At 44.7% G+C, this 22184-nt stretch carries 22 protein-coding genes and 1 riboswitch; of the genes, 18 read left to right on the top strand and 4 right to left on the bottom strand.

Annotation, left to right across the window (positions count from 1 at the left end):
* The first annotated feature begins 100 nt into the window (after nt 1-100).
* From J5A52_00585 to J5A52_00605, 5 genes are read left to right on the top strand one after another with little or no spacing between them, the layout of a single operon-like run.
* Entirely contained in the window at nt 101-1003 is a 903-nt protein-coding gene (locus J5A52_00585) for a hypothetical protein (GenBank protein QUB37599.1), read from the top strand.
* Nucleotides 1000-1893, top strand: coding sequence for a metallophosphoesterase (locus tag J5A52_00590; protein ID QUB37600.1), 894 nt, complete (start codon nt 1000-1002; stop codon nt 1891-1893). The genes J5A52_00585 and J5A52_00590 overlap by 4 nt, the downstream gene beginning before the upstream one ends.
* Nucleotides 1894-1949: 56 nt before the next feature.
* A complete protein-coding gene (locus J5A52_00595; GenBank protein ID QUB37601.1) occupies nt 1950-2831 on the top strand; it encodes a permease in 882 nt (293 codons plus the stop codon).
* A complete protein-coding gene (locus tag J5A52_00600; GenBank protein QUB37602.1) occupies nt 2821-3576 on the top strand; it encodes a TIGR03943 family protein in 756 nt (251 codons plus the stop codon). The genes J5A52_00595 and J5A52_00600 overlap by 11 nt, the downstream gene beginning before the upstream one ends.
* Nucleotides 3566-4921 carry an Ig-like domain-containing protein gene (locus J5A52_00605; protein ID QUB37603.1) on the top strand — a complete coding sequence of 452 codons (1356 nt, stop codon included), beginning with the start codon at nt 3566-3568 and terminating at the stop codon, nt 4919-4921. The genes J5A52_00600 and J5A52_00605 overlap by 11 nt, the downstream gene beginning before the upstream one ends.
* A 4-nt stretch (nt 4922-4925) precedes the next feature.
* Here J5A52_00605 and J5A52_00610 read toward each other — a convergent pair whose 3' ends face one another.
* The 3 genes from J5A52_00610 to J5A52_00620 all read right to left on the bottom strand — a co-directional run bounded on the left by J5A52_00610 (nt 4926) and on the right by J5A52_00620 (nt 7494).
* A complete protein-coding gene (locus tag J5A52_00610) occupies nt 4926-5678 on the bottom strand; it encodes a polysaccharide deacetylase family protein (GenBank protein QUB37978.1) in 753 nt (250 codons plus the stop codon).
* A 682-nt stretch (nt 5679-6360) separates the two neighbouring features.
* Nucleotides 6361-6561, bottom strand: coding sequence for a hypothetical protein (locus J5A52_00615; protein QUB37604.1), 201 nt, complete (start codon nt 6559-6561; stop codon nt 6361-6363).
* A 114-nt stretch (nt 6562-6675) separates the two neighbouring features.
* The gene (locus J5A52_00620; GenBank protein ID QUB37605.1) at nt 6676-7494 is read right to left on the bottom strand and encodes a hypothetical protein; all 819 of its coding nucleotides are present in this window, start codon (nt 7492-7494) and stop codon (nt 6676-6678) included.
* A 178-nt stretch (nt 7495-7672) separates the two neighbouring features.
* Between J5A52_00620 and J5A52_00625 the strand changes: the two genes are divergently transcribed.
* From J5A52_00625 to J5A52_00670, 10 genes are all read left to right on the top strand, one after another.
* Nucleotides 7673-8848, top strand: coding sequence for a Fic family protein (locus J5A52_00625; protein QUB37606.1), 1176 nt, complete (start codon nt 7673-7675; stop codon nt 8846-8848).
* Nucleotides 8849-8871: 23 nt separating this feature from the next.
* Nucleotides 8872-10758 (top strand): site-specific DNA-methyltransferase, encoded by a 1887-nt coding sequence (locus tag J5A52_00630; GenBank protein QUB37607.1) that lies wholly within the window; start codon nt 8872-8874, stop codon nt 10756-10758.
* Between the two features lie 2 nt (nt 10759-10760).
* Nucleotides 10761-12314, top strand: coding sequence for a TIGR04141 family sporadically distributed protein (locus J5A52_00635; protein ID QUB37608.1), 1554 nt, complete (start codon nt 10761-10763; stop codon nt 12312-12314).
* Entirely contained in the window at nt 12314-12463 is a 150-nt protein-coding gene (locus J5A52_00640) for a hypothetical protein (GenBank protein QUB37609.1), read from the top strand. The genes J5A52_00635 and J5A52_00640 overlap by 1 nt, the downstream gene beginning before the upstream one ends.
* Before the next feature lie 7 nt (nt 12464-12470).
* Complete coding sequence (locus J5A52_00645; GenBank protein QUB37979.1) at nt 12471-13463, top strand: virulence RhuM family protein; 993 nt, start codon at nt 12471-12473, stop codon at nt 13461-13463.
* Entirely contained in the window at nt 13453-16197 is a 2745-nt protein-coding gene (locus J5A52_00650) for a DEAD/DEAH box helicase family protein (protein QUB37610.1), read from the top strand. Before J5A52_00645 ends, J5A52_00650 begins: the two co-directional genes overlap by 11 nt.
* Nucleotides 16194-16616: a hypothetical protein gene (locus J5A52_00655; GenBank protein ID QUB37611.1), complete on the top strand. Its 423-nt coding sequence runs from the start codon at nt 16194-16196 to the stop codon at nt 16614-16616. Before J5A52_00650 ends, J5A52_00655 begins: the two co-directional genes overlap by 4 nt.
* Before the next feature lie 52 nt (nt 16617-16668).
* A riboswitch (SAM riboswitch) is annotated at nt 16669-16787 on the top strand.
* A gap of 53 nt (nt 16788-16840) precedes the next feature.
* Nucleotides 16841-17896: a methionine adenosyltransferase domain-containing protein gene (locus tag J5A52_00660; GenBank protein QUB37612.1), complete on the top strand. Its 1056-nt coding sequence runs from the start codon at nt 16841-16843 to the stop codon at nt 17894-17896.
* A 419-nt stretch (nt 17897-18315) separates the two neighbouring features.
* Nucleotides 18316-18942, top strand: coding sequence for a hypothetical protein (locus J5A52_00665; GenBank protein ID QUB37613.1), 627 nt, complete (start codon nt 18316-18318; stop codon nt 18940-18942).
* Nucleotides 18943-18996: 54 nt separating this feature from the next.
* The gene (locus J5A52_00670) at nt 18997-19350 is read left to right on the top strand and encodes an MmcQ/YjbR family DNA-binding protein (GenBank protein ID QUB37614.1); all 354 of its coding nucleotides are present in this window, start codon (nt 18997-18999) and stop codon (nt 19348-19350) included.
* Between the two features lie 13 nt (nt 19351-19363).
* On the opposite strand, the gene J5A52_00675 is transcribed toward J5A52_00670, so the two are convergent.
* The gene (locus tag J5A52_00675; GenBank protein QUB37615.1) at nt 19364-20188 is read right to left on the bottom strand and encodes a prephenate dehydratase; all 825 of its coding nucleotides are present in this window, start codon (nt 20186-20188) and stop codon (nt 19364-19366) included.
* 99 nt (nt 20189-20287) lie between these two features.
* On the opposite strand from J5A52_00675, the gene J5A52_00680 reads away from it, so the two are divergent.
* The 3 genes from J5A52_00680 (at nt 20288) to J5A52_00690 (ending at nt 22152) form a co-directional block, all read left to right on the top strand.
* The gene (locus tag J5A52_00680; GenBank protein QUB37616.1) at nt 20288-20704 is read left to right on the top strand and encodes an NUDIX hydrolase; all 417 of its coding nucleotides are present in this window, start codon (nt 20288-20290) and stop codon (nt 20702-20704) included.
* 202 nt (nt 20705-20906) lie between these two features.
* A complete protein-coding gene (locus tag J5A52_00685; GenBank protein ID QUB37617.1) occupies nt 20907-21341 on the top strand; it encodes an NUDIX domain-containing protein in 435 nt (144 codons plus the stop codon).
* 181 nt (nt 21342-21522) lie between these two features.
* Complete coding sequence (locus J5A52_00690) at nt 21523-22152, top strand: non-canonical purine NTP pyrophosphatase (GenBank protein QUB37618.1); 630 nt, start codon at nt 21523-21525, stop codon at nt 22150-22152.
* Nucleotides 22153-22184: the final 32 nt, after the last annotated feature.

A 22184-nucleotide genomic window follows, 5' to 3' on the forward strand; every position in this document is an offset into this window, starting at 1 on the left:
TATAGCGATATTTTGATCGAAAATGATATGATGGCTTAACTCGTGTAATAATTTGTGCATAACTATATTTAATGTTATGTTATTGAATATGGTTAGAGAAATGTTAAAAGGAGGAGTGGACGTTCATCTTGGCAGTTCGGATAATCTAGAGAGGTCGGAACACAACCCTACGGTTATCGCAATGCTGGGTGCTGTCGGTTTGAACGGTGTTGACATACAGTTGTTTGACGCTATGCAGCAAAGCGGGGCGTCAGTTTTTGTACATGGCAGTCTTGTTTCGGGTAGAATCAGTTCGAGATCTGATGTTGACTTTACGGTAATAGGAGACATTGGCAATATGCCACCGATTCTTAGAGACACGCTAATGCCGGGTGCGGCGGTGAGCACTGCAGATTACGTGTCGACATCGGTGCGGAGCCAAGACGGTCGAAAACTGAGTCTTCATATTAGTGAGTCGAAGTTTCGCGGTTCATATCCCGATCGGAATAAACCGTATGCGACTGAATATCGGTCAGGCAATCATGCGAAAAAACGCGACCAATCGTACTTTTTGTCAACTGTCGATCGGGATGGCGGCATATATCTAATTAATTTTTTATGTAGCAGTAAAGTGCAAAAACCTGATGGCAGTACGCTGACTGACACGCCGCAGACGGGAGTGATGGTAATCAATGGAGAATCGGTATTTAGCGATGAGGGTGAGCGCTTAAGTATTGAAGCCCGCGAGAAGATATATATAGACCCGCAGGGGCAAGCTACAGATTGCGCGTCAAATGCAGTACTGCGAGTTGCTACCCTTGGATTGGAATTTGATAAAATGCAATCGGACATCCCACTTTATTCAAATGCGGAGAGTGAAAAGCGATTCGTGAAAGATCCGACGTCAAGAAGCATGCAGATGATCGCTGATTTTACGGGGATTAATCCTGATGTTATAACCGTAAATATGTTCAGAGAATTGGCAAAATACTGGCAAAAGGTGAAGCCGCATAAACAACGATGACAAAGCAACATACATGTATATCGGTGGCTGATATTCACGGCAATATAGTGCAGTATGAGAAATTAAAAACGCTTGTTGCAGGCGAACGGTTCGATTTTGTGTTTATGTGCGGCGATCTTTTACCGAAAACTGGTGGTTCATGGCACATTAATAACAAAGTGCGAACAACAGCAATGCAAGCTGACTTTATTGAAAACTATTTTTTCAGTTATCTGGTTGAGCTTGGGAAAATAGCAGACGTGTATGCAATTTTTGGTAATGATGATTTTAGTAGTAATTATTCAATGCTTACGCAAGCTGCCATTGAGAATGTGCATTTTTTGAATCGGCAGGTGAAAAAAATGCAGGTGCATGGCAGGGACTTGTATGTAGCGGGTTATCCATATGTTGGATTGACACCGTTCTATCATAAGGATTGGGAACGATGGGATGAGCTGCCGCGCAGCTTGCCGTATAAAATATATCGCACTGACGGCTATATTTCTCGTGAAGGAGCTCATATACCGGTTGATCTATATAACGATACGCAGACGATAGCTGATGATATACGGGTATTATCTCGTTTAAGCGATCCAAAGGATACTGTTTATATTTTTCACGAAGCGCCTTTTAATACACCACTTGATCAAATTGCGTCAGATAATAAATATATTAAGAACGGACAGCTCCATATCGGCAGTCAAGCGATTCGCCGATTCATCAAGGATAAGCATCCCTTATTAACAATGCATGGGCACATCCATGAGACTTTTGCCGAGTCTGGGGATTTTTGTTGGCGAAATGATGCAAGCGTTAGTTTTACGGCGGCAAATGACTTTACGAGCGATATGTTAGCATATATTGAGTTTACGCTGCCGAACTTGGGGTTGATTGAACGTAAGGTTGTCTAGGCGGATAGTGTTAAACTTGTCGGGCATAGATTTATAGTTGGTATAATACAATAAGTATGCTCACTCCCTTGCAAGATTTTCTCACATTTTTGATTAGTATTGTCGTTGAGGCACTGCCGTTTGTTGTGCTCGGTATTATAATTTCGGTGGCAGTACAAGTATGGCTGCCGGAAGGCTGGTTGTTGCGCCGGTTGCCAAAGCGTCGTTGGGTGCGGCAAGTTACTATTTCGTTGTTGGGTGTATTTGTGCCGGTGTGCGAGTGTGGTAATGTGCCATTGGCGCGCGGGCTGTTAGTACAAGGCTTAAGCGCGTCGGAATCGCTGGTATTTTTGCTTGCCGCTCCAGTACTGAATCCAGTGACGATTATTACCACGCAGCAAGCATTTGCGAACGATCCGGTGGTGCTTGCTGGGCGTATGGCGGGTGGCTTCGTTATTGCGAATGTAGTTGGTTGGGTGTTTATGAGGCGTCGGCGCGATGAATTGCTACAGCCAGATTTTATCAAAACGTGCCAAATTTCTCGCCACATTCATGAACGGCGGTGGGCGCGTAGTTTAGAATTATTCCGTCACGAGGCAAGCCATATACTGCCGGCGCTTTTATTCGGTGCAGCAGCGGCAGCATTAGTGCAAGTTGCCGTGCCGCGTGAAATTTTATTAACACTTGGTAGCAACCCGGCATGGTCTATCGCCGCAATGCTGGTGCTGGCGTTTGTGATTTCTATTTGCTCAAATGTTGACGCATTCTTTGCGCTGGCATTTAGAGATACGTTTACTGCTGGTTCGCTTGTGAGCTTTCTAGTATTTGGGCCAATGATCGACATCAAATTGCTCAGTTTGATGCGGACGACATATCAGCCGAAAGTGCTGATGCAGGTTTCACTGTCGGTATTGTTAATGGCTGCGGCAATAGGATTGGGGGTGAATTATGTACTGTAAATGGTCGGCGTGGCATGTTGAGCATTGCGGTGCGATTGCGATGGCGCTATTGTGCGCTGGAGTCATTCGCCTAGGCATACTCGGAAAACTACAACTCTATATTCATCCGCGTTACACGATATTCACATTGGTGATGGCCGGTGCTGGACTAATAGTAGCGCTGGCGAGCATGGTGGTCGGATATCGGTCGTATCATGCTGTTCAAACAGCTACATGCGCTAGAGATAATCGTACAATAGCAAAGGTAATAACGGCGCTCCTCTTCGTGATGGCTTGTGCCGGTTTTCTTTTCGTGCAGCCGGCAACGCTTAGTGCACGCACGGCAGCTAGTCGTGGTATCGACCGCAATTCGGCATTGACCAATGCAGATGCTTCGTCAGCGTTATTTGATACGGCTGGTTACTCGCAGCTCGGCATTAAAGATTGGTCGTCGTTGCTGGCGCACTACGATGCAAATTTTTTCGTAGGCAAGACCGCTTCAATCACCGGATTTGTCGCTGATAATGGTAATACAAATATATTTTTCGCCTCGCGTTTTTTTGTGACATGCTGTGTGGTTGACGCGCAGCCGATTGGTGTGCCGGTTTACGTACCGGACTGGCGGCATCGTTACTCACCGAATAGCTGGCTTGAAATTACAGGTGAGTTTATCGAAAACCCTGATACAAATTCGCTGCATAACATCGTTTTGAAACCATCGCGCATTCAATCGGTCGCGCCGCCGCGGGAGCCGTATGTGTATTAAAGTGCAGCTGAATCGGCTACGCTTACGCCGGTTTACGCTAGTAGCAGCTGTTTGCAGCGCCATTATAGTAATTCTCACAATAGCAACAGCAAATACAGGCGTTCGTGTACGCTACGCTGATCTTAATCCATCTGAATTGACCAATGCGGACGGGCGGATTGTGCTGCATATGTCGGTGCCGGTCAAGCGCGTTATGCCAGAGCAAGTTTCGTTGACACCGGCTGTTTCCGTATCGGTGACGACAAGCGGCAATACAATAGTTATCACGCCAAACGAACGATTACGGTATCAAACGGAATATTATGTGCGCGTACGCGATATAGCAGGCCAATATGGGCGGCAACATAGCAATATTGAATATCATTTTTCTACACCGCCGGCGAAGCTATATTATCTACAGCGGCAGTATAGTGGTGGTGGCGACGAGAGCAAGGCAAATGATCAGATTATCGCGACAACCATGCAGTCTAACAATACCGAAGTGCTATTTGCAGCGCCGCGAATCCTTGAGTTTGTCGCAGTGCGTGATGAACTAGTTATAAATACCTATCGCGATGGCGTATCGCAGTTGCAGCGCGTTAGCTTGAGTAACAAGCGCACGCAAGCGGTGCCGGTAGCAAAACCACAACTTGCCGCGAAACTGCAATCGCTTGGCGATGGACGGCGCGTCGGCTACATTACGGGAGAGCACTCCGATACGAAAGGCGGGCAACTCCAATTACTAGACGTAACAAACGGATCGTCGCGTGTGGTTAAAAATGTGGGTGCAGTGACTGATTGGAGCACCAGTCCTGATGGCAGTTTAATAGCGGTCGTTACAGTGAAAGGAGATTTATTGCTTATTGATACGGCAGGTAAAAAACAACCGCGACCACTCGGTAATGCGAGCGAGCTTGGCGATTTTTCAAGCGATGGGCGAATGCTGTCGTTTCTCGGTAGTGCAGGTGGTTTTGTAGCGTACGATCTTGAAAGAAATGAACGCCGCGCAATTTTCAGTGACTCAACGCAGGCGAATTCATATATTGTGCGGCTTAAATTGCTGGGAAAGAATGCCCGGTTGATGCAGAGTATGTTTATTGCCGACAGAAAACCGGGCAGTGAGGTCACGTATAATGATGGGCGTAGCGTAGCCAGGCTATATCGTCCAGATGGCGCGCATGATATTACAGGGTTATCTGCATCGCCGAATGGCCAATATATCGCTGTCGAGACTGCGTCGCAGCAAAATTCGTCGTTTGATAATTACCCTGTTAATGGACGTAATATGTCGACACGCACCGTACTCATTGATCAGAGCGGTACTGTTATGCGCACGATAGACGGGTGCAACGTTGTGTGGAAGTAGAATTTTACATCGCGCTAAAATACGATCGTCCTGGCTGTAATTTTCCGCCAAAAAGCGTATCAATTGTCACGAATGTGAAACCTTGTTTTGATAACGCGTCGAGAACGCACGGTATAGCGTCGACCGACGTTGGGTGGACGTCGTGGAATAAGATAATTGCACCGGCGCGCGCGTTACTAACGGCGCGCAGGCATACGATATTACTATCGCGGTCAGCCCAGTCGCGCGTATCAACTGACCACAAAACCGACGACATGCCAAATGTCTGTAGTTGCTGCGAAACTGAGGCATTGATCGCGCCATATGGCGGGCGCATTACCGTTGGCGTTTGCTTGATAGCGGCGTGAATCGCGCGGTTAGTTTGTGAAATTTCGTTCGCAACATTGCTTGGTGCAAGTGCTGTTAAATCAGGGTGCCGCCATGAATGGTTGCCAATCTGGTGCCCGCGGGCAGCTTGCTGCTGCAAAATTGCGTGATGCGCTGCTACTTTTTCGCCGATCACGAAAAAGGTTGCTTTGGCGTGATATGTATCAAGCGTATCGAGCAAACGCATAGTATGCGCTCCTGGTCCGTCGTCGAATGTCAACGCGATACATTTGCCGCTGCACCGTGTTGTGCTGTTCTGCGGAGCAGCGGGAGTTGGTGTAGGATTATCTGGCGGATTAGTTGACGCTAGATCGTTAGATCCTGCAATATCGCCTGTTTGTTTGTCAAACGTCCATGATAGCAAATACTGCTCGGAATGCGAAGTGTGCATATTTTGCTTAATTAGCACTGTAATTGATATAAAACGGTCGTCGTTACGTAGCACTTGGTAGCCTGCTGTGTTTGTGAATGGCTCGGTAATGTGCGCCGACTGTTTAGTAAGTGCGTCGCGAAAGCCGCGGTCTTTCTCGTTGATAGCAGCAGCGATCGTATCGTTGATCTTCTGATTTTTCGTGATAGGGTATTCAATTGATGTTTGTTCGGCGCGGTTGCGGCGCTGTACGAATTTTGACGTAATGTCGCGATATTTCGAGTTTGCGAAATAATATTTCGTGTCGGCAGGATCAGCTGCTGGCGTAATATGCGGGCGGTTCAGATGAAATACTAGTGCTAAGCATATGGTCGCAAGAACTGGCGCTACAGCAAAAACAATAATGTATGATTTTTTCAAAGAAATGCTCCGTCGTTTTCTTGGCGTTTTTCGCACTAATTTCTTCGGTGCGGGTAATGTTGTTTTGTGTGATTTTGAGCGAATCATACTACAGTTATAGCATAATGCTATAACTGTAGTCTAAAAATAGACGACCGATGTCGTCTATCAAAATGGGTCTCTACTACCCGAATTAATGATGTGATATCCGAAGACACGTTATTTTAACTCGTTGTGTTATTTTGAAGAGTACTGAAACGCGGCAGCTGATCATAATCGCACTGTTCGTTTTATAGCTGTTTTCTCATCGCTTTTTCTTCCTGCAATGAGAATGGTTTTGCGTGAAAATTTTCTTGAATCGTTTGAACTTACCGTCGTTGGTATCAGTAAGCTTTACGTCTCCATGTTTAGTGACCGCGACATAGCGGCTTCGTAGCGTGTTTGTATTCGTGTTTGTTTGTGTTTTCATGATTGTTTGTTCTTTAGCAACGTTTGAAATAGCCACGATAGCGGTGGCTGTGTTACTTTTCTAGGTTGCGAGAGAAAGAAGAAACGTGCCCACTGCTCGTGACCACGTTGCTTAGGGTTATTGTACTACAGAGAACGGGGGGTGGCAAGACTACGTTATAAACGTCGTGCCGTCCGCTCGTGTTATCGTAACATTCTGGTTATATGATTTCATCTTCTCATGAATCTTAGCCAACGTCTCTTCATCCGGCAAAGAGTCGCCATCGACACCAAGCAGTTTATCGGCCGCTTCTATTTCTTCAGCAGTGATAACGCGAACATTCGGATCAGACAGTTCCTTGCCGCTTTTATCTACAAGCGCAATGTCGACGTCAACGATACCATTTTCGTCCGGTTTGCTCATGCCTTTAATTATATAATCCTGACCGCGCCCAAGCAATATCTCTTTCTCATACGGATATTCAGAGCGCTCAAGCAATATGGCGTTTACATCAAGTCCATGATAACCTTGAGGCACTTTCACCCGCAACAAGTATTTATACGGGTCGCTTGCACCGAACGCAAAACTTCGTCCAACGATATTATCGCGACTCATCGATAAAAAGCCCTTGTCATTGAACGTATCACCAATGGCCAGTTGATTTTTCAAACCAAAACCGCGATAGAGTATAGTGTCATTACCGAGCGCAGACTTTGCAATCATCTTATCTAACCGTTTCACTGCCTCAGTCGCATGCGAACTAATAGCAGTTCCGGTTCGGAGGTGTTCATTTATCTCCTTGTAGTAAATCCCCTGGTACATCAATAAGGCTTCGGTGTCGACTTTAGTAACACCTTTCGCTAGTACGCCAGTATCAATCAGCTCCTGCTTGCGCGTTGTTTTGAGATGCTCTACCTTGTCAGCAAGCTCTTCGTTCTTCATGCCGGTGACTTCAGGTAGCTTATAATCGTCCGACATCTTACGTATCATCACCCATATACAACGGCAGTTGAAATGCAGCGGCGGCTGCCACTTCGTCGTTTTGCGCGTAATTGTTTCAGTATTATATAAAAACTTTACATCTTTATGCTATATGTAAACAAAATAGCTAAAATATTTACAAGTTCATTGTAAATGTAAATAAAAAATGCTAAAATCTTTACATAGTATGACTAAAATTAGCAATAAAAATCCTAGGATTGGTGTATATAGACCCCAGCCAGAAGGGTTTAAGGCTTTTGTCTTAGAGTCGTTTCCGCCAAAAGATACACTAGTGTTCTCATCGGCTATTCAACAGAAGCATGCTGAGGCGATGCGACTCTTAGGAAAACTAGACGGCATTACAGCCTTGCTGCCAGATAGAGATTATTTTTTGGAAATGTTCGTTCGCAAAGATGCTTCATCCTCAAGTCAAATTGAAGGTACGCAGGCATCTATCTCTGACGCAATCGAGGCGCTAAATATTGAGCGGCGTAATGATTTGCCGCAAGACGTTGATGACATTTTGCACTATATTGAGGCGCTTAATTATGGATTAGAGCGGGCAAAGGATTTTCCGTTTTCGCTGCGTTTCATTCGTGAGCTACACGAAAAGCTTATGATTGGTGCACGTAATACTCATAACTCTTTCCCTGGTGAGTTTCGTCGTACGCAGAACTGGATCGGCGGTACTCGCCCGGACAGCGCACGTTTTGTGCCGCCGCCTGTTCGCGAAATGAACCAGGCGTTAGACGACCTAGAAAAATTCATTCATGCTGACGATGAATACTTACCACTGATTAAAGCTGGCTTACTGCATGCTCAGTTTGAAACGATCCATCCATTTCTTGACGGCAATGGGCGAACTGGACGTATGTTGGTGACGATGTTTTTGTGGCATCGGCGATTGTTGGAAATGCCAGTTCTTTATTTATCGACGTACTTTAAAAAGCATCAAGAAATCTACTATGAAAAACTCAATGCTTACCATTCAGAGAGCGGCAATGTTGAAGAATGGGTGGAGTTTTTCCTAGATGGCGTGTTAGATACTGCTAATTCGTCTATTGAAACATGCAAAAAGATAACAGAATTACGAGAACGAGATATGCGTAAAGTTCAGAAACTTGGCAAGGCTACAGCTCCTAAAACGCTTGATATGATTCGTTTCCTTTACAAGGTGCCAACTGTAGGTATTGCTGATGTTGTTAACCAAACTGGCTATAGTAGACCATCAGCCTACAAGCTGATAGATCGTCTCGTTGGTATGAATATTCTTTATCCAGCCGACGAGAACGATGGCTATGGTAAGAAGTATACCTATAAAGACTATATAGAAATATTTACAGAGGATAGATCTCTAGGATAGTTTTATAATAAAGAGGAAGTGTGATGAACGGCTATAACGACGATATTGCAAACGATCAACGAGCGAAGCTCCGCCAGCTTTTTCCGGAGGTGTTTACTGAGGATAGGATTGACTGGGCGCGACTAAAGGCGACGCTCGGCGATGCGGTAGATTTGGGTGAACGCTACGGTCTCGGCTGGAAGGGTAAGAGTGATGTTTTCGCCAAAATCCAAGAGAAAACGGTCGAGACACTCCATACCGACCGAGCCAACTCCGTTGATTGGGATACTACGAGCAATATGTTCATTGAGGGCGATAACCTGGCGGCGCTGAAGATTTTACACAAGAGCTATTACGGCAAGGTGAAGATGATTTACATTGACCCGCCGTATAACACTGGCAACGATTTCGTCTACAACGATGATTTCAAGCAGACACGCAAAAGTTACGAAGCGGAAGCCGGCATCACCGACGACGAAGGTAATGTGACGCGCGACGATGGCCTATGCTCCAACACCGGCGGACACAAGCATAGCAACTGGATGAGTATGATGTATCCGCGGCTATTTCTCGCCCGCAATTTGTTGCGGCAAGACGGCGTAATCTTCGTATCAATTGATGACAATGAAGTTCACAACCTCCGCCTGATGATGAATGAGATATTTGGGGAGGAGAATTTTCAAGGGCATATACATTGGAGGAGAAGGACAAATCAGCCAAATGACCCAATGAAAATGATTGGTCTGGTGGCTGAACATATATTAGTTTATACACGAAACGCAGAGTTATATAAAAATTCTGGAGTAGGTAAGATTGCGGTAACGGGTGATTTTTCTAATCCAGATAATGATGTCAATGGTGCGTGGGCATCTAAGCCGTGGAAAACAGGATCTAGCCAGAGTGGAGTAAGGTATAAAATTCAGCTGCCTAGCGGTAGGGAAGTCTTGGATGACTGGATGGGCAGCGAAGGTACATACAGAAAGCTTTTAGAACAAGGTAGGATTTATTTCCCAAGTGGTGGTAACGGGCTGCCTAGGAAGAAATATTATTTAAGCGAGAGACAAGAAGAGGGCCAATCTGCCACAAACTGGTGGTCCAGTGATGTTTTTGGGAATAATCAAGCGGCAACTTCGGAACAAAAAGAACTATTTGATGGTAAGGTTGTGTTTGAGAATCCGAAACCCATAAGTTTAATAAAGAATATGATCGATATATCAAACGTTAGGGATGGAGATATTATCGTTGATTTCTTTGCGGGATCGGGCACGATTATGCATGCAGCGATGGAGTACTCAGTTGAAAATAATATTAATCTCAGAACTATAGCTGTACAGTTAAGTGAAGATCTTGATAAAAACTACAAAAGTGCCAACCCCAAAACGAGGCAAATTATTGAGAACGCTGTGGCAATACTTGATAGGCTAAATTTAAGACATACTATAGCGGATTTGTCACGTGAGCGGATTCGTCGCGCTGGTGCGAAAATCAAAGCTGACTTTGCCGATAAATTATCTGAAAGAAAAGCACCACTTGACCTTGGCTTTCGTGCCTACACTATCGGCGAAAGCAATTTCAAACGCTGGAACGAGCAGGTCTCGACCGCCGAGGAAATCCGCCAGCAGACGCTTGAATCAATTGACCCGCTTGAGCTTGGTGCGACCGATGATGATATTCTGACAGAGGTCTTACTCAAACGCGGCATCTCTCCATTGGTAACTATTGAGCAACGTAATAACTATCTATTCATACCGTCTGAATCACTTGCGATTTCACTTATTGCTAACATAACTGAGACTGACTTTGCCCGTTTGCTTGACAGTGGTGCCGAACAAATCGTCCTGCTATCGCGTGCATTTGGCGATGATGCGAACTTGAGAGCAAACGCAATGTTGCAGGCAGAGCAGCGTGGTGTACGGGTGGAGGTGGTATAGCTATGGCAAAGTACAACATTTATAAGATAGATGATCTTGATGGACTTCAGGAAAAACTTAGGCAAAAAGAATACAAGTCTGTCGCTGAATATAAATCAAGCAACGTTAGCTTTAATTTTTGTATATCACAAGAATACAGTGATGTATGGTGGTCTACTCAGTATAAGCCCATCCTACCTGAAGAATATCATGATCTAAAGGCTACGACATATTCAGCGATACTAATTGCTCTTATTGAAGAATCCGTTTATGCAGTGTCTATGGGGCGCAGTTTTTCGATCATTGATGACTATTGCGATCAAGAATTTGGAATAAATGTAGCACAACGCATAGGTGATGGGTCTAAAAGTAAAATGAAAAGCTCTATTTTTAATGGGGGGATTAAAAGTAGATCAATAACCAGTAATGTTGATTATAGTAATTTAGATTTTACTGCCGGTGAATCAATTAATCTGCTGAAAATGAAAGCTGAGAATGATAAAGATTTTGGTAGGTCTGCTATCGTATTTGGTTCAAGTATTCAGCTAGCTAATATAGATATTAGTGCGCGTGAACTAGGATTTTTAATTGAAAAGGTAAACGAAACATTGGCTTTGGATGTAAAATTTAAGGTTCCACGATCTAAAATAGTGATTAATCCAGAAAAGATAAAAAAACTAAATGACAACCTAGTCAAGGCCATTGAGAATGGCGGGGATGATTATAATATAGGTTTTTACGATTTTGATAATTTTGGTGTGAATATATTCTTTACAGATGATGTCATATGGCAATTTAAATACAAGGGGATTATATATGAAGACGAATATAGTTCTATTAGTATAGACACTATAAAAAGGTTCTGTGACACAAATAATTTTCTGCTCAGGGGCATATTAAAGGATCTAAAACTTGTTGTAAGATCTGATCAAGGGCGCACTTTTACTAAAGAACTAATATACTTTATTGATTATCAAGATGATGATACGAGGTGTTATCTTGAAAATGGTAGATGGAAGGAATTTAATAATGACTATTTAGAAGATCTCCAATTTTGGGTAAAGAAGATAGAGATAGCAACTCGTGACATTAACTTTAATGAAGAAGACTTCTTAAATTGGTGCTCGCGGGAGAAAGAGAGTGGGAATCCTGCCTACAAGGAGCTTTACTATAATAAGGTACTAAGCGAGAGAGGGGAATATCAACTATATGATCGGAAGATAGATTTTAAGCTCAAAAGGAATATAGAGATATGTGATGTATATGATCCGCTTAATAAAAAAATAATTGTCACAAAGCGAGGAGATGCAAGAAATTTGGGCTACGCCCTGGATCAAGCTAGTTCAGTCATATCGTTAATATCAAATGGTAGATATATTCCAAGCGATGGTGGATATATAGAAGTCGATGAAGTTGAGCTTTGGCTAATATTCACCAATAGGAGTAACCCGATACAGAGTTTAATGGATATAAGATCATTTACTTTTTTGTCAAAGATCAACGCGCTGTATGCAATGTGTCGAGAGAAAGATCTTAAGTTTAGCGTAAGCTTTTCCTATGAGAGAAGGTCGGCTTGATGAAGCTCAAATTCGTATTTAACCGACAATACCAGCTTTACGCTATCAATTCGGTGAGGGATATTCTTATTGAGCGACAGCTGGATGAAGCAGATTTTGGCGAGCACAAAGTTGTCGGGTCGGAGTACTTAAGCGGGACAACGGAGTGACAGCATGATGATGAAAAATACTCCAGCTAATTTTCTGCTGTATAAAACTACTGACAATAAAGTCTCCATCAACGTTCAGATTGAAGGTGAAACGGTTTGGCTGACACAAGATCAGATGGCTGAGCTTTTTGATAAGTCAAAACCAACAATCGTAGAGCATTTAGGCAATATTTTTGAAGAGGGTGAACTGGACGAGAACTCAGTTGTTCGGAAATTCCGAGTAACTGCTGCTGATGGGAAGAGTTATAGCGTTAAACATTATAATTTAGATGTGATTATCTCTGTTGGCTATCGCGTTAAATCCTTGCGCGGTACGCAGTTCCGCCAATGGGCAACCAAGCGATTGCGTGAATATATTGTCAAAGGATTTACGATGGACGATGAACGCCTCAAGCAGGGCGGCGGTCGTTATTTCAAAGAATTACTCCAGCGTATTCGTGATATTCGTTCAAGCGAACGTAATTTGTACCAACAGGTGACAGATATTTATGCAACGAGCATTGATTATCAAAAAGATTCTGATATGACTAAAAAGTTCTTTGCGACGGTGCAAAATAAGATGCACTATGCGGTGCACGGTAAAACTGCAGCGGAAATGATTTATGATCGTGCCAATGCTACGCAGCCGAACATGGGACTAACGAACTTTAAGGGTAATTACATAACAACCGATGACGTAGCGGTAGCAAAAAACTACTTAAACGAGGATGAGCTAAACGAGTTGAATTTGATAGTGTCGCAATACCTTGATTTTGCTGAGCTCCAGGCAACTCGCCGCAAAGCCATGACCATGCAGCAGTGGATTGATAAACTAGACGAGTATTTATGTGTAAACGACTCAAAGTTGCTTGATGGCGCTGGCAAGATTAGCCACAAACGGGCGATGAAAAAGGCTAGGCGCGAATTTGACGCATATCGCCAAGATGAAATGCGGCGGCTGGAGAGTGATTTTGATAAGGCGGTAAAAGAAATAAGGACTGATAATTCTAATGAAGCTTAAATTCGACCCCAACCAACAATACCAACTTGACGCTATTGATGCGGTGATAGATGTTTTTGCTGGGCAGCGGAAGATAGACGGAGCAAGCTTTGGCGGGCAAGAGATTTTGGGCTTTGATGGTCAGCAGTTGAGTTTGGAAGCGGCGGTAGCTCGGGGAAATATCCTAGAGCTAGCGGATGACCAGATTACTCGAAATACCCACCGAGTCCAAGAGCGTAATGGACTAAGCCGGAGCCAAATACTAGAGGTCGGCGGGACTGCTAATGGTAACCTGCTTAAATGCGGTATGAATTTCTCTATTGAAATGGAAACAGGGACAGGCAAGACGTATGTATATCTGCGAACGATTCACGAGTTGCACGAGCAGTATGGCTGGAAGAAGTTTATCATCGTGGTGCCGAGTGTGGCGATTCGTGAGGGCGTGCTGAAGAACCTAGAGATTACCCGCGAACACTTTGCTGATCTCTATCGCAAGCCAGAAATGAACTATTACGTCTGGGATAGTAAAAAGACCGGGCAAGCACGTGAGTTTGCGACCAATGCTACATTGCAGATTATGGTTATCACTATTGATAGTTTTGCTAAGGCGGCTAACATCATGAATAAGCAGAGTGATTACGGTCGTCCACTAGATTTCATCCGTGCGACTAATCCGGTAGTGATTGTCGACGAACCGCAGAATATGGAAACCGATACGCGAAAAGCAGCGATTGAAAGCCTGCATCCGCTTTGTACACTGCGCTATAGTGCCACGCATAAAAACCCATACAATCTACTCTATCGCCTGACGCCGGTTGACGCCTATGATAAACATTTGGTAAAGAAGATTGAGGTGCACAGTGTGTTGAGCGAGGATAGCTATAATGACGCGTATGTAAATGTGCTGAAGCTGGAGCGCAAAGGCAAGAGCCGGATTATCGCCCATATTGAAGTTGATGCTAGTGATGAGTATGGCTTGCAACGGCGAGTGGTAAAAGTGAGTCCGGGCGATGATTTGGCGGAATTGACAGGTCGTGCGGTGTACGAAAATTACGTGGTGGAGCGGATTGATTTTATTGAGCAGGCGGTAGAATTTGCTAATGGCAAGACGGTGTATGTCGGGCAGAAAGACGAGAGCTTGTGCGAGGAGATTTTGAAACGGCAGATTGAACTGACGATTGAAGACCATTTTGACAAACAGAAACAGCTGGGCACGAATGTTAAAGTCTTGAGTCTGTTCTTCATCGACAAAGTGGCGAATTACCGTGAGTATACGCCAGGCGGTGTAGTGAAAGGTAAGTTTGCTGAGTGGTTTGAAGAAATCTACCAAAAAGTGGCAGCTAAACCACGCTTTGCTGGCATGCTAGACGGGCTGGCGGTCGAGATGGTGCACGATGGCTATTTTGCCAAAGACAAAATCGGGCAGTGGAAGGACTCGCGTGACACTAAGGGCGAAGGTGGCCGGACAAAAGATGATGATAGCGCATACAACTTGATTATGAAAGACAAGGAGCGGCTGCTTGATCCGAACGAGCCACTGCGATTTATCTTCAGTCATTCGGCGCTGCGCGAGGGTTGGGATAACCCGAATGTGTTTACAATTTGTACGTTGAACGAAACGTCAAGTGAAATGAAAAAGCGCCAGGAAATTGGGCGGGGGTTGCGCTTACCGGTAGATATCAATGGCGAGCGAGTTCACGACCAGAATACTAATGTGCTGACGGTGGTAGCTAACGAAAGTTACGCGGATTTTAGCCGAAAGTTGCAGACCGAGATTGAACAGGAAACGGGAATCTCGTTTAGCGGGCGGATTAAGAATCGCGACGATCGGCGGCGGATACGGCTGACAAAAAGCCTGGCTTTGAGCGACGATTTTAAGGAATTGTGGGAGCGGATAAAACATAAAACCGTTTATCGTGTGGCGTTTGATGTAGATGAGTTAGTGCGTCAAGCGACTAAGCAATTAGTATTGGTTGAGGTCGTCTGTCCGCAGATTGTTGATACCAGAGTACGAATTGAACAGTTAGGCGCGGAGCGCGGTTTTACGGTCAGTGAAACGCCAGGTGCTGGTGTAGCAGCGAATATCCAGAAGGTGTATGTGCCAGATATTCTGAGTGTGCTGGAAAAGCGAACAGGATTGACGCGCGCGATGATTTTTGCCGTGCTTGATAAGGCAGATGTGTTTGGTAAATTAGCACGTAATCCACAACAGATGATCGACGAGGCGGCGCGGGCTATCAATCGTGCTAAGCAAGAGGTGATGGTAGACGGAATTAGTTACCAAAAAACTGGCGAAAGTTACGATATGTGTCTGTTTGAAAACCATGAACTCGAAGCTTATTTGTACGATGCGGCGATGAAAAGCGGAGCGATTGCTGTTGATAATCCGGATAAAACGATATATGATTACGTGACGGTTGATTCAGAGGTGGAGTATAAGTTTATGAAAGCGTTAGAGCAAGCAGGCAACATCCGGTTTTATGTAAAGCTGCCGGGTTGGTTCACGATCCCGACGCCGCTCGGGTCATATAATCCAGACTGGGCGGTGGTATTTGATGGCGACGAACGAGTTTATTTTGTTGCAGAGACAAAAGGAGTGAATAAAATCAACAATTCACATCTGAGCGCGAGCGAGCGGGGCAAAATCCTGGCTGCACGACAGCATTTCGTAGAAGTTGAAGTTGAATATGTGGCGCCAGTGCGGGATTTGCAGAGTGCGCTAAAAAAGTGTGATATGAAAGAACGGAAGTGGTGAATAAGCAAAAGTCGCGTTGGCAGCTCTATGTTTTAAAACTGGAGCAAGACAAATGGTATATTGGTATCACTTCGCGTTCAGTCGAAAAGCGGTTTCGCGAGCATCAACGGGGTTTTGCCGGTGCGAATTGGACGAAAAAATATAAACCTCTGAAAATTCACGATACGAAAGATCTCGGTCTGTGCGATATTGAGAGAGCTCAATTGTATGAAGGTCGTGTGACGCGAAAATACATGGAACAGTATGGTGACAATAATGTACGTGGTGGTGACCTTACAGATATGGACGATTATGTACGACGATTTGTATGGATATTCACAAGGAAAGATTGGGGTATTCTATTATATATAATCTTCATGCAGTCCGTATGTTTATACGTTTTGGTTGATCTTTATGTATTGCGTTCGCCGTGCCGGTAGCTGTTGTGAATACGTGTCATTTCATGCTACAATAATCCCACAATTAACAACTAGCATATCAAGAGTGCGGCGAGAGAACTAGCTCGTTGAGCCGCCAGCAACCTGCTTTAGCATGAGACGATTCCATGTTACGGTAAGGTGCTCCATCTAGCCCGAATGGGAAGATATTTTCATGGAACTTCTTTCTACTCGGTGTGTGGCAAGATGTGCGGAAGGAGTAACCTATGAGTAAAAATCAAAATAGTATACGCACAGCTGAGAGTGTGTCACCGGGGCATCCGGATAAATTATGCGACCAGATTTCAGATGCAATTGTAGATGCATATCTGGCAAAGGATCCGCAGGCGCGTGTAGCGATTGATGTAGCGGGCGGACATGGTGCAGTATTCGTTACGGGCGAGGTATCAAGTCGGGTAGAAGTAAGTATTGCAAAAATTGTTCGCCGAATTGCCGGCAAAAATAGTGAAGTTATTGAGCGGGTTGCTGAACAGAGTCCAGAGATTGCGCGTGGTGTCAACGCGGGCGGTGCGGGCGACCAGGGGATTATGATAGGCTATGCTTGCAATGAGACGCCGGAGCTGTTGCCGCTAGAAGTGGTGTTAGCGCGGCGCTTAAATCAGTGTCTATATCAGCGTTGGCCGTATGACGGCAAGACGCAAGTATCGGTGCGTGGTCGCGATATCGTCGCGGTTGTAGCGAGTTTTCAGCATGCGCCATACGATGAGCTGGAGCAGGCGGTGAAAGATTGGGTGAGAGACGAAGCGGTACGATATGTGGGGGTAAAGTACTTTGCAGAAACTCAAACGGAGCACCAGATGAATAATGCAGTGATTCAAAATATCGATCCAATATTGCATATCAATCCAGCAGGCGATTGGAAAATTGGTGGGTTTGACGCTGACGCGGGTCTAACAGGCCGCAAACTGGCAGTAGATAATTATGGTCCGCGTATACCGCTTGGCGGCGGGGCATTTAGCGGTAAAGACCCAAGCAAGGTGGATCGTAGTGCTGCGTATATGGCGCGCAAAATCGCCATTGACTATTTGCATCGATTCCATGCAGGCGAAGTACTTGTACGATTAGCATATGCGATTGGTTACGATCAACCGATTGAAACTACAGCGATCGTTGATGGTGCGTTGCGCAAGATCACTGGATATGATTTGACGCCGAACGGCATTATTGAAGCGCTTGATTTGCGTCGTCCAATATACGAACAGACTGCCCGCTATGGTCATTTCGGTCAAGCAGGTTTTTCATGGGAGTCGTACGAAGGTTAAAACCTACACAGTACTGCTGAGTATAGCGCTAACTTAACGTTTCTAGTATAGTTTTCACCCTCTTTTTTACCCCTCTCACTATAAAAGAATACCGGATATCAATATCCGGTATTCTTTACCTATTCTACCCCTATTATTCATCATTCTTTTTCTCTCTCCTTCTTATATATAAATATATAAGAAAAGAATAATAACTATGAATAGACGGTAGAGATATAAGAACAAGAACCTAGCAAGTGAAAGTAAAGGTAGGAGTAGAAGTTAAGAATAAGCATAGAACAAAGATAAAAAATTAAGATAATCGACTACTATAGTTAGAGTCTAATTAGTGACCGAGCCATAGCATTAGATACACAACGGAATCAAGTAGTGTACGTGTAGCGGCGTGATACAATAAAAAGGTGAAATGGAGGTGGACTATGAGCGCAAAAAAATCGAAAGCACGAGAACGAAAACAATGGATAATTGTCGCGGCTATTGTGGCAGCGGTTGCTCTGCTTGCCGCGTGGTGGTGCATACTTAAAGTAAGTCAATCATCGAAAGAGCATGAACAGTCAACGGTTGCTCTACCTGACGCAGCGAAATTTAAGCAACACTATTCGCAAGTGGCGGACGATAACCGTTTTGTGTATGTGTCGCCTAGTGAGATTAAGCAAATTTTCGAACATGGCAGCGGTCTCGTCTTTTTAGGCTTCAAAGAATGCCCGTGGTGCCAAAAACTAGCGCCAATGATTGACGAGGCAGCAAAAGCTGAAGGGCTGACAAAAGTTTATTATATGGACATACGCCAGGCGCGTGCAAATAATGACGTAACATACCAAATGCTGGTCGAAAAACTAAAAGATTATCTAGCGAAAGATGGCGATGGTAATCCGCGTATCTTCGTGCCAGACGTCACGGCATTGCATGACGGCAAAATTGTTGGACGATTTTTACCGGAAACGTCCATTGATGATAAAGGCTTGACGCCCGGTGAATACTGGACGACCGAGCGCCGTGCGGATGCGATCAAACAATTACGTGAGATTATTGCAAAGACACGATAGCTAGTCATCTAGTCGTGGTATATTTGTAAATTATCCTAGTGGTTAGAGAAATAGATGAACCGTTCGCAATTATACATTCACATTAAACAAACCTATGGTACTGACCCGGAGTTTTTATGGCAGAAATACCCGAACTATGCAGTGTTTCGGCATGATGACAATCATAAGTGGTATGCAATCGTGATGAATGTGCCGTGCGGTACAGTTGGATTAACGGGTGAGGGCATGGTTGATGTATTAAATCTAAAGCTTGACCCGAACTTGATTGATGATTTACGAGTGCGATCAGGTTTTGCGCCGGGTTATCATATGAACAAAATGCATTGGGTGAGTATTGTGCTGGATGGTTTGGTAGTAGATGAGGAAATCGCTAGCCTGCTAGATATGAGTTACCAGGCGACTCGGTAGTTTTGCATATAAATTACGCTGCTCGGTATTCGCCTAGAGCTGTCACTGTGTGGCTGCTTTGTTCAATCTCATTAATAAGCTGGCGGAGTTTTGCACCGGCGCAGTCAACGACGATGAAAAATTTGTATTGCCACGGCTGACCCATGATCGGCTGAGATTGGAGTTTGGTTAGATTGACGCCGGCGCGAGCGAAAATCTGCAGTACCTCGACGAGCGCACCTGGCTGATGGCTTGTCATAACGACGAGCGATGCGCGTGTTGCATCAACGGGCGGATCTGTTGATTCTAACACTAAAAAGCGCGTAATGTTGTCTTTGTCGTCTTGGATTGATTCTGCGGCAATTGGCAGGCCGTATAGTTCGGCTGCTGCCCGCCCTGCGATAGCCGCTCGGTGTAGTGCATGTCCGCTCGCAATAAATTCAACTGCACCAGCGGTATCGAAAAACTCAATCAAGGTCGCGTGAGGCATGTGCTGTTTTAAAAACGATTGACATTGTGCGAGCGCTACAGGATGCGAGTATACTTCGGTGATGCCGGTAAGCTTCGCGCCTGGGCGTGTTATCAGCATTTGGTCAATTGCCAGCTTCATTTCGCCGACAATTGGTGCGCCGCATGATTCTATCAGCTGGTACACTTCGTTGATACTGCCAAAAATCGTGTTTTCTACCGCCGTTACAATTGCATCAGCTGCGCCATTAGCGTAGGCGTCAAATGCGTCGCGAAATGTTACGCACGGCACGATTGTTGCCCGCGCGCCGTACCACTGGCGCACTGCTTGTTCGTGGAATGAGCCGGCTTGTCCTTGAATCGCTACGGTAATATTTTTTGATTGGGTCACTGAAAACCATTTTATCACTTTCAGTGTTACTTATAGGACTATTTAAAATGTAACCCTAGACAATTGTACGGGTATGATTTTTTATGGTATAACTAACTGATGGCAAATGACGTAAAACAATGTGTTCATGTGTCGCTTATCGCATTTCGTGATGGTGATAAAATCCTACTAAACCGCCGCGCTGACACGGGCGGTACGATGTGGGAGTTTATTGGTGGCGGCATTGAGGTGGGCGAGACGCCGCATGAAGCGATTCGGCGTGAAATTGCAGAAGAGGTAAATTATACACTGTCTACGGATGATGGCCTGCAGTTTGTTGATGAGCTACGTATCACATACGGTGACGTGCAAGCGACTGTTTATTGTTTCACTGCGCGATTGCCAGGTCTTGATAAGTTTTCGGACAGTGACGAGGTGTTTGTGCGTGATCTTGCATTGTTTAGCCGCGACGAAGCGCTTGAACTGGAATTATTACCGATGACGCGAAAGCTTTTGGAAGGTGGATACATTAGCTAGATGCTTGGTAGTTGCTAGCACGCTAGTAGTACTGCTGGTAGGGTGTTTATGAATAATGATTTAGCAGCGTAAGTTTTGGCAATTTTTTTAATAGATTATCCATTTTTCAGACAGTATACCATGAGCAAGACTGATTGACGTATTTAATGACTGCGATAATAATGGTTTAAGGAGCATTCATCGTATAAGAGGAGATAATAGGATGACGACACGTAAAAACTTTCGAGCAGCTGTATACATGCTTATAAAGCAGGGTGATAAATATCTAGTAATACGTCGGCATAATACCGGTTATCGCGATGGTCAGTATACTGTGCCAGCTGGACACGTTGACGATGGTGAATCAGCTCGGGCGGCGGCTGTGCGCGAACTTGCAGAAGAAGTTGGTCTGCGGGTAATTGAAGCGGATGCTGAGCTAGTACACGCTATGCAGCGCCACGAAGGTGAGTTTGACTATATAGATTTTTATTTTAACATTGCCGCATGGCAGGGTAAGCCGTGTATCTGCGAACCGGATAAAATGGATGATCTGCGTTTTATGACACTCAAGGAGTTAGAGACTGTCGGTATCCCTGGAGTAATTAGTGCACTGCACGCTATCTCAATCGGCGAAAGATTTTCGAGTTTGGGTGTATAGTTGTGGCAATTGAAACTATATTCAGGCTAATTTAATAGGCAGCCATGAGTTATGGTAAATGAGCTTGTGCTAGTGATAGGTGAATATGTGGTATGGTATATTCTTGTTGTAGTACAGAAAATATACGGAGACACATTCGAGAGAGTGGTTTTATAAAAATTACGAGGGAGAAGTAGGCGCTGTGTGTGAAACTGAAAAGAATAGTAATAGTAGAGCGGAATTACTTATCGCAACAAGTAACCAAGCAAAATTAGCTGATTTTAAGCTGTACCTGAGTGATGATTATACTGTGCTTGGTATTGATGATATTGGTATAAAGCTGGAAATTCCTGAAGGAATTGACTCAATTGAAGATAATGCGATTGCTAAAGCGAGGGCATATGCAGTAAAAACCAGATTGATGTGTTTGGGCGATGATACAGGATTTTTTATCAAAGAACTGAATGGCGAGCCGGGTGTGGCGCTGCGCCGTTGGGGCGGAGAACTGCCGGAAGAAACGACTGGCGAGGAATTCTGGGATTATTTGCGGCAGAAAACGAGGGGGCTGAAAAATCTTGATTGTTATTTCAAGCAGTGCGTCGCGATTGCATCGCCGAGCGGCGAGATCAGGGTAATGCATAATGTGAATAATGGCGTGCTGAATCGGGTAAAATTACAACAGCCATATAATGGAACGGATTATCCGCTAGCGGCGGCGTTTGAGTCGCGCGATCGAAAAAAGACGTGGGATGAGATGAGCGACGACGAAAAGCGTGCGTTTGACAGAGCTTTCATTCAAAAGTTGAAGCAAGCGATAGCAGCGTTATCGTAAATAATTTTGCGTGTTTGTGCGAAAGCTTAAAA

Origin of the sequence: TM7 phylum sp. oral taxon 349, assembly GCA_018127705.1 — a bacterium.
Taxonomy (GTDB): domain Bacteria; phylum Patescibacteriota; class Saccharimonadia; order Saccharimonadales; family Saccharimonadaceae; genus Saccharimonas.

Bases quoted from the DNA above. Each gene is read 5' to 3' on its own strand.
- J5A52_00585 (QUB37599.1), top strand. From the start codon at position 101: ATGTTAAAAGGAGGAGTGGACGTTCATCTTGGCAGTTCGGATAATCTA.
- J5A52_00590 (QUB37600.1), top strand. From the start codon at position 1,000: ATGACAAAGCAACATACATGTATATCGGTGGCTGATATTCACGGCAAT.
- J5A52_00595 (QUB37601.1), top strand. From the start codon at position 1,950: ATGCTCACTCCCTTGCAAGATTTTCTCACATTTTTGATTAGTATTGTC.
- J5A52_00600 (QUB37602.1), top strand. From the start codon at position 2,821: ATGTACTGTAAATGGTCGGCGTGGCATGTTGAGCATTGCGGTGCGATT.
- J5A52_00605 (QUB37603.1), top strand. From the start codon at position 3,566: ATGTGTATTAAAGTGCAGCTGAATCGGCTACGCTTACGCCGGTTTACG.
- J5A52_00610 (QUB37978.1), bottom strand. From the start codon at position 5,678: ATGCACACTTCGCATTCCGAGCAGTATTTGCTATCATGGACGTTTGAC.
- J5A52_00620 (QUB37605.1), bottom strand. From the start codon at position 7,494: ATGATACGTAAGATGTCGGACGATTATAAGCTACCTGAAGTCACCGGC.
- J5A52_00625 (QUB37606.1), top strand. From the start codon at position 7,673: ATGACTAAAATTAGCAATAAAAATCCTAGGATTGGTGTATATAGACCC.
- J5A52_00630 (QUB37607.1), top strand. From the start codon at position 8,872: ATGAACGGCTATAACGACGATATTGCAAACGATCAACGAGCGAAGCTC.
- J5A52_00635 (QUB37608.1), top strand. From the start codon at position 10,761: ATGGCAAAGTACAACATTTATAAGATAGATGATCTTGATGGACTTCAG.
- J5A52_00640 (QUB37609.1), top strand. From the start codon at position 12,314: ATGAAGCTCAAATTCGTATTTAACCGACAATACCAGCTTTACGCTATC.
- J5A52_00645 (QUB37979.1), top strand. From the start codon at position 12,471: ATGATGAAAAATACTCCAGCTAATTTTCTGCTGTATAAAACTACTGAC.
- J5A52_00650 (QUB37610.1), top strand. From the start codon at position 13,453: ATGAAGCTTAAATTCGACCCCAACCAACAATACCAACTTGACGCTATT.
- J5A52_00660 (QUB37612.1), top strand. From the start codon at position 16,841: ATGAGTAAAAATCAAAATAGTATACGCACAGCTGAGAGTGTGTCACCG.
- J5A52_00665 (QUB37613.1), top strand. From the start codon at position 18,316: ATGAGCGCAAAAAAATCGAAAGCACGAGAACGAAAACAATGGATAATT.
- J5A52_00670 (QUB37614.1), top strand. From the start codon at position 18,997: ATGAACCGTTCGCAATTATACATTCACATTAAACAAACCTATGGTACT.
- J5A52_00680 (QUB37616.1), top strand. From the start codon at position 20,288: ATGGCAAATGACGTAAAACAATGTGTTCATGTGTCGCTTATCGCATTT.
- J5A52_00685 (QUB37617.1), top strand. From the start codon at position 20,907: ATGACGACACGTAAAAACTTTCGAGCAGCTGTATACATGCTTATAAAG.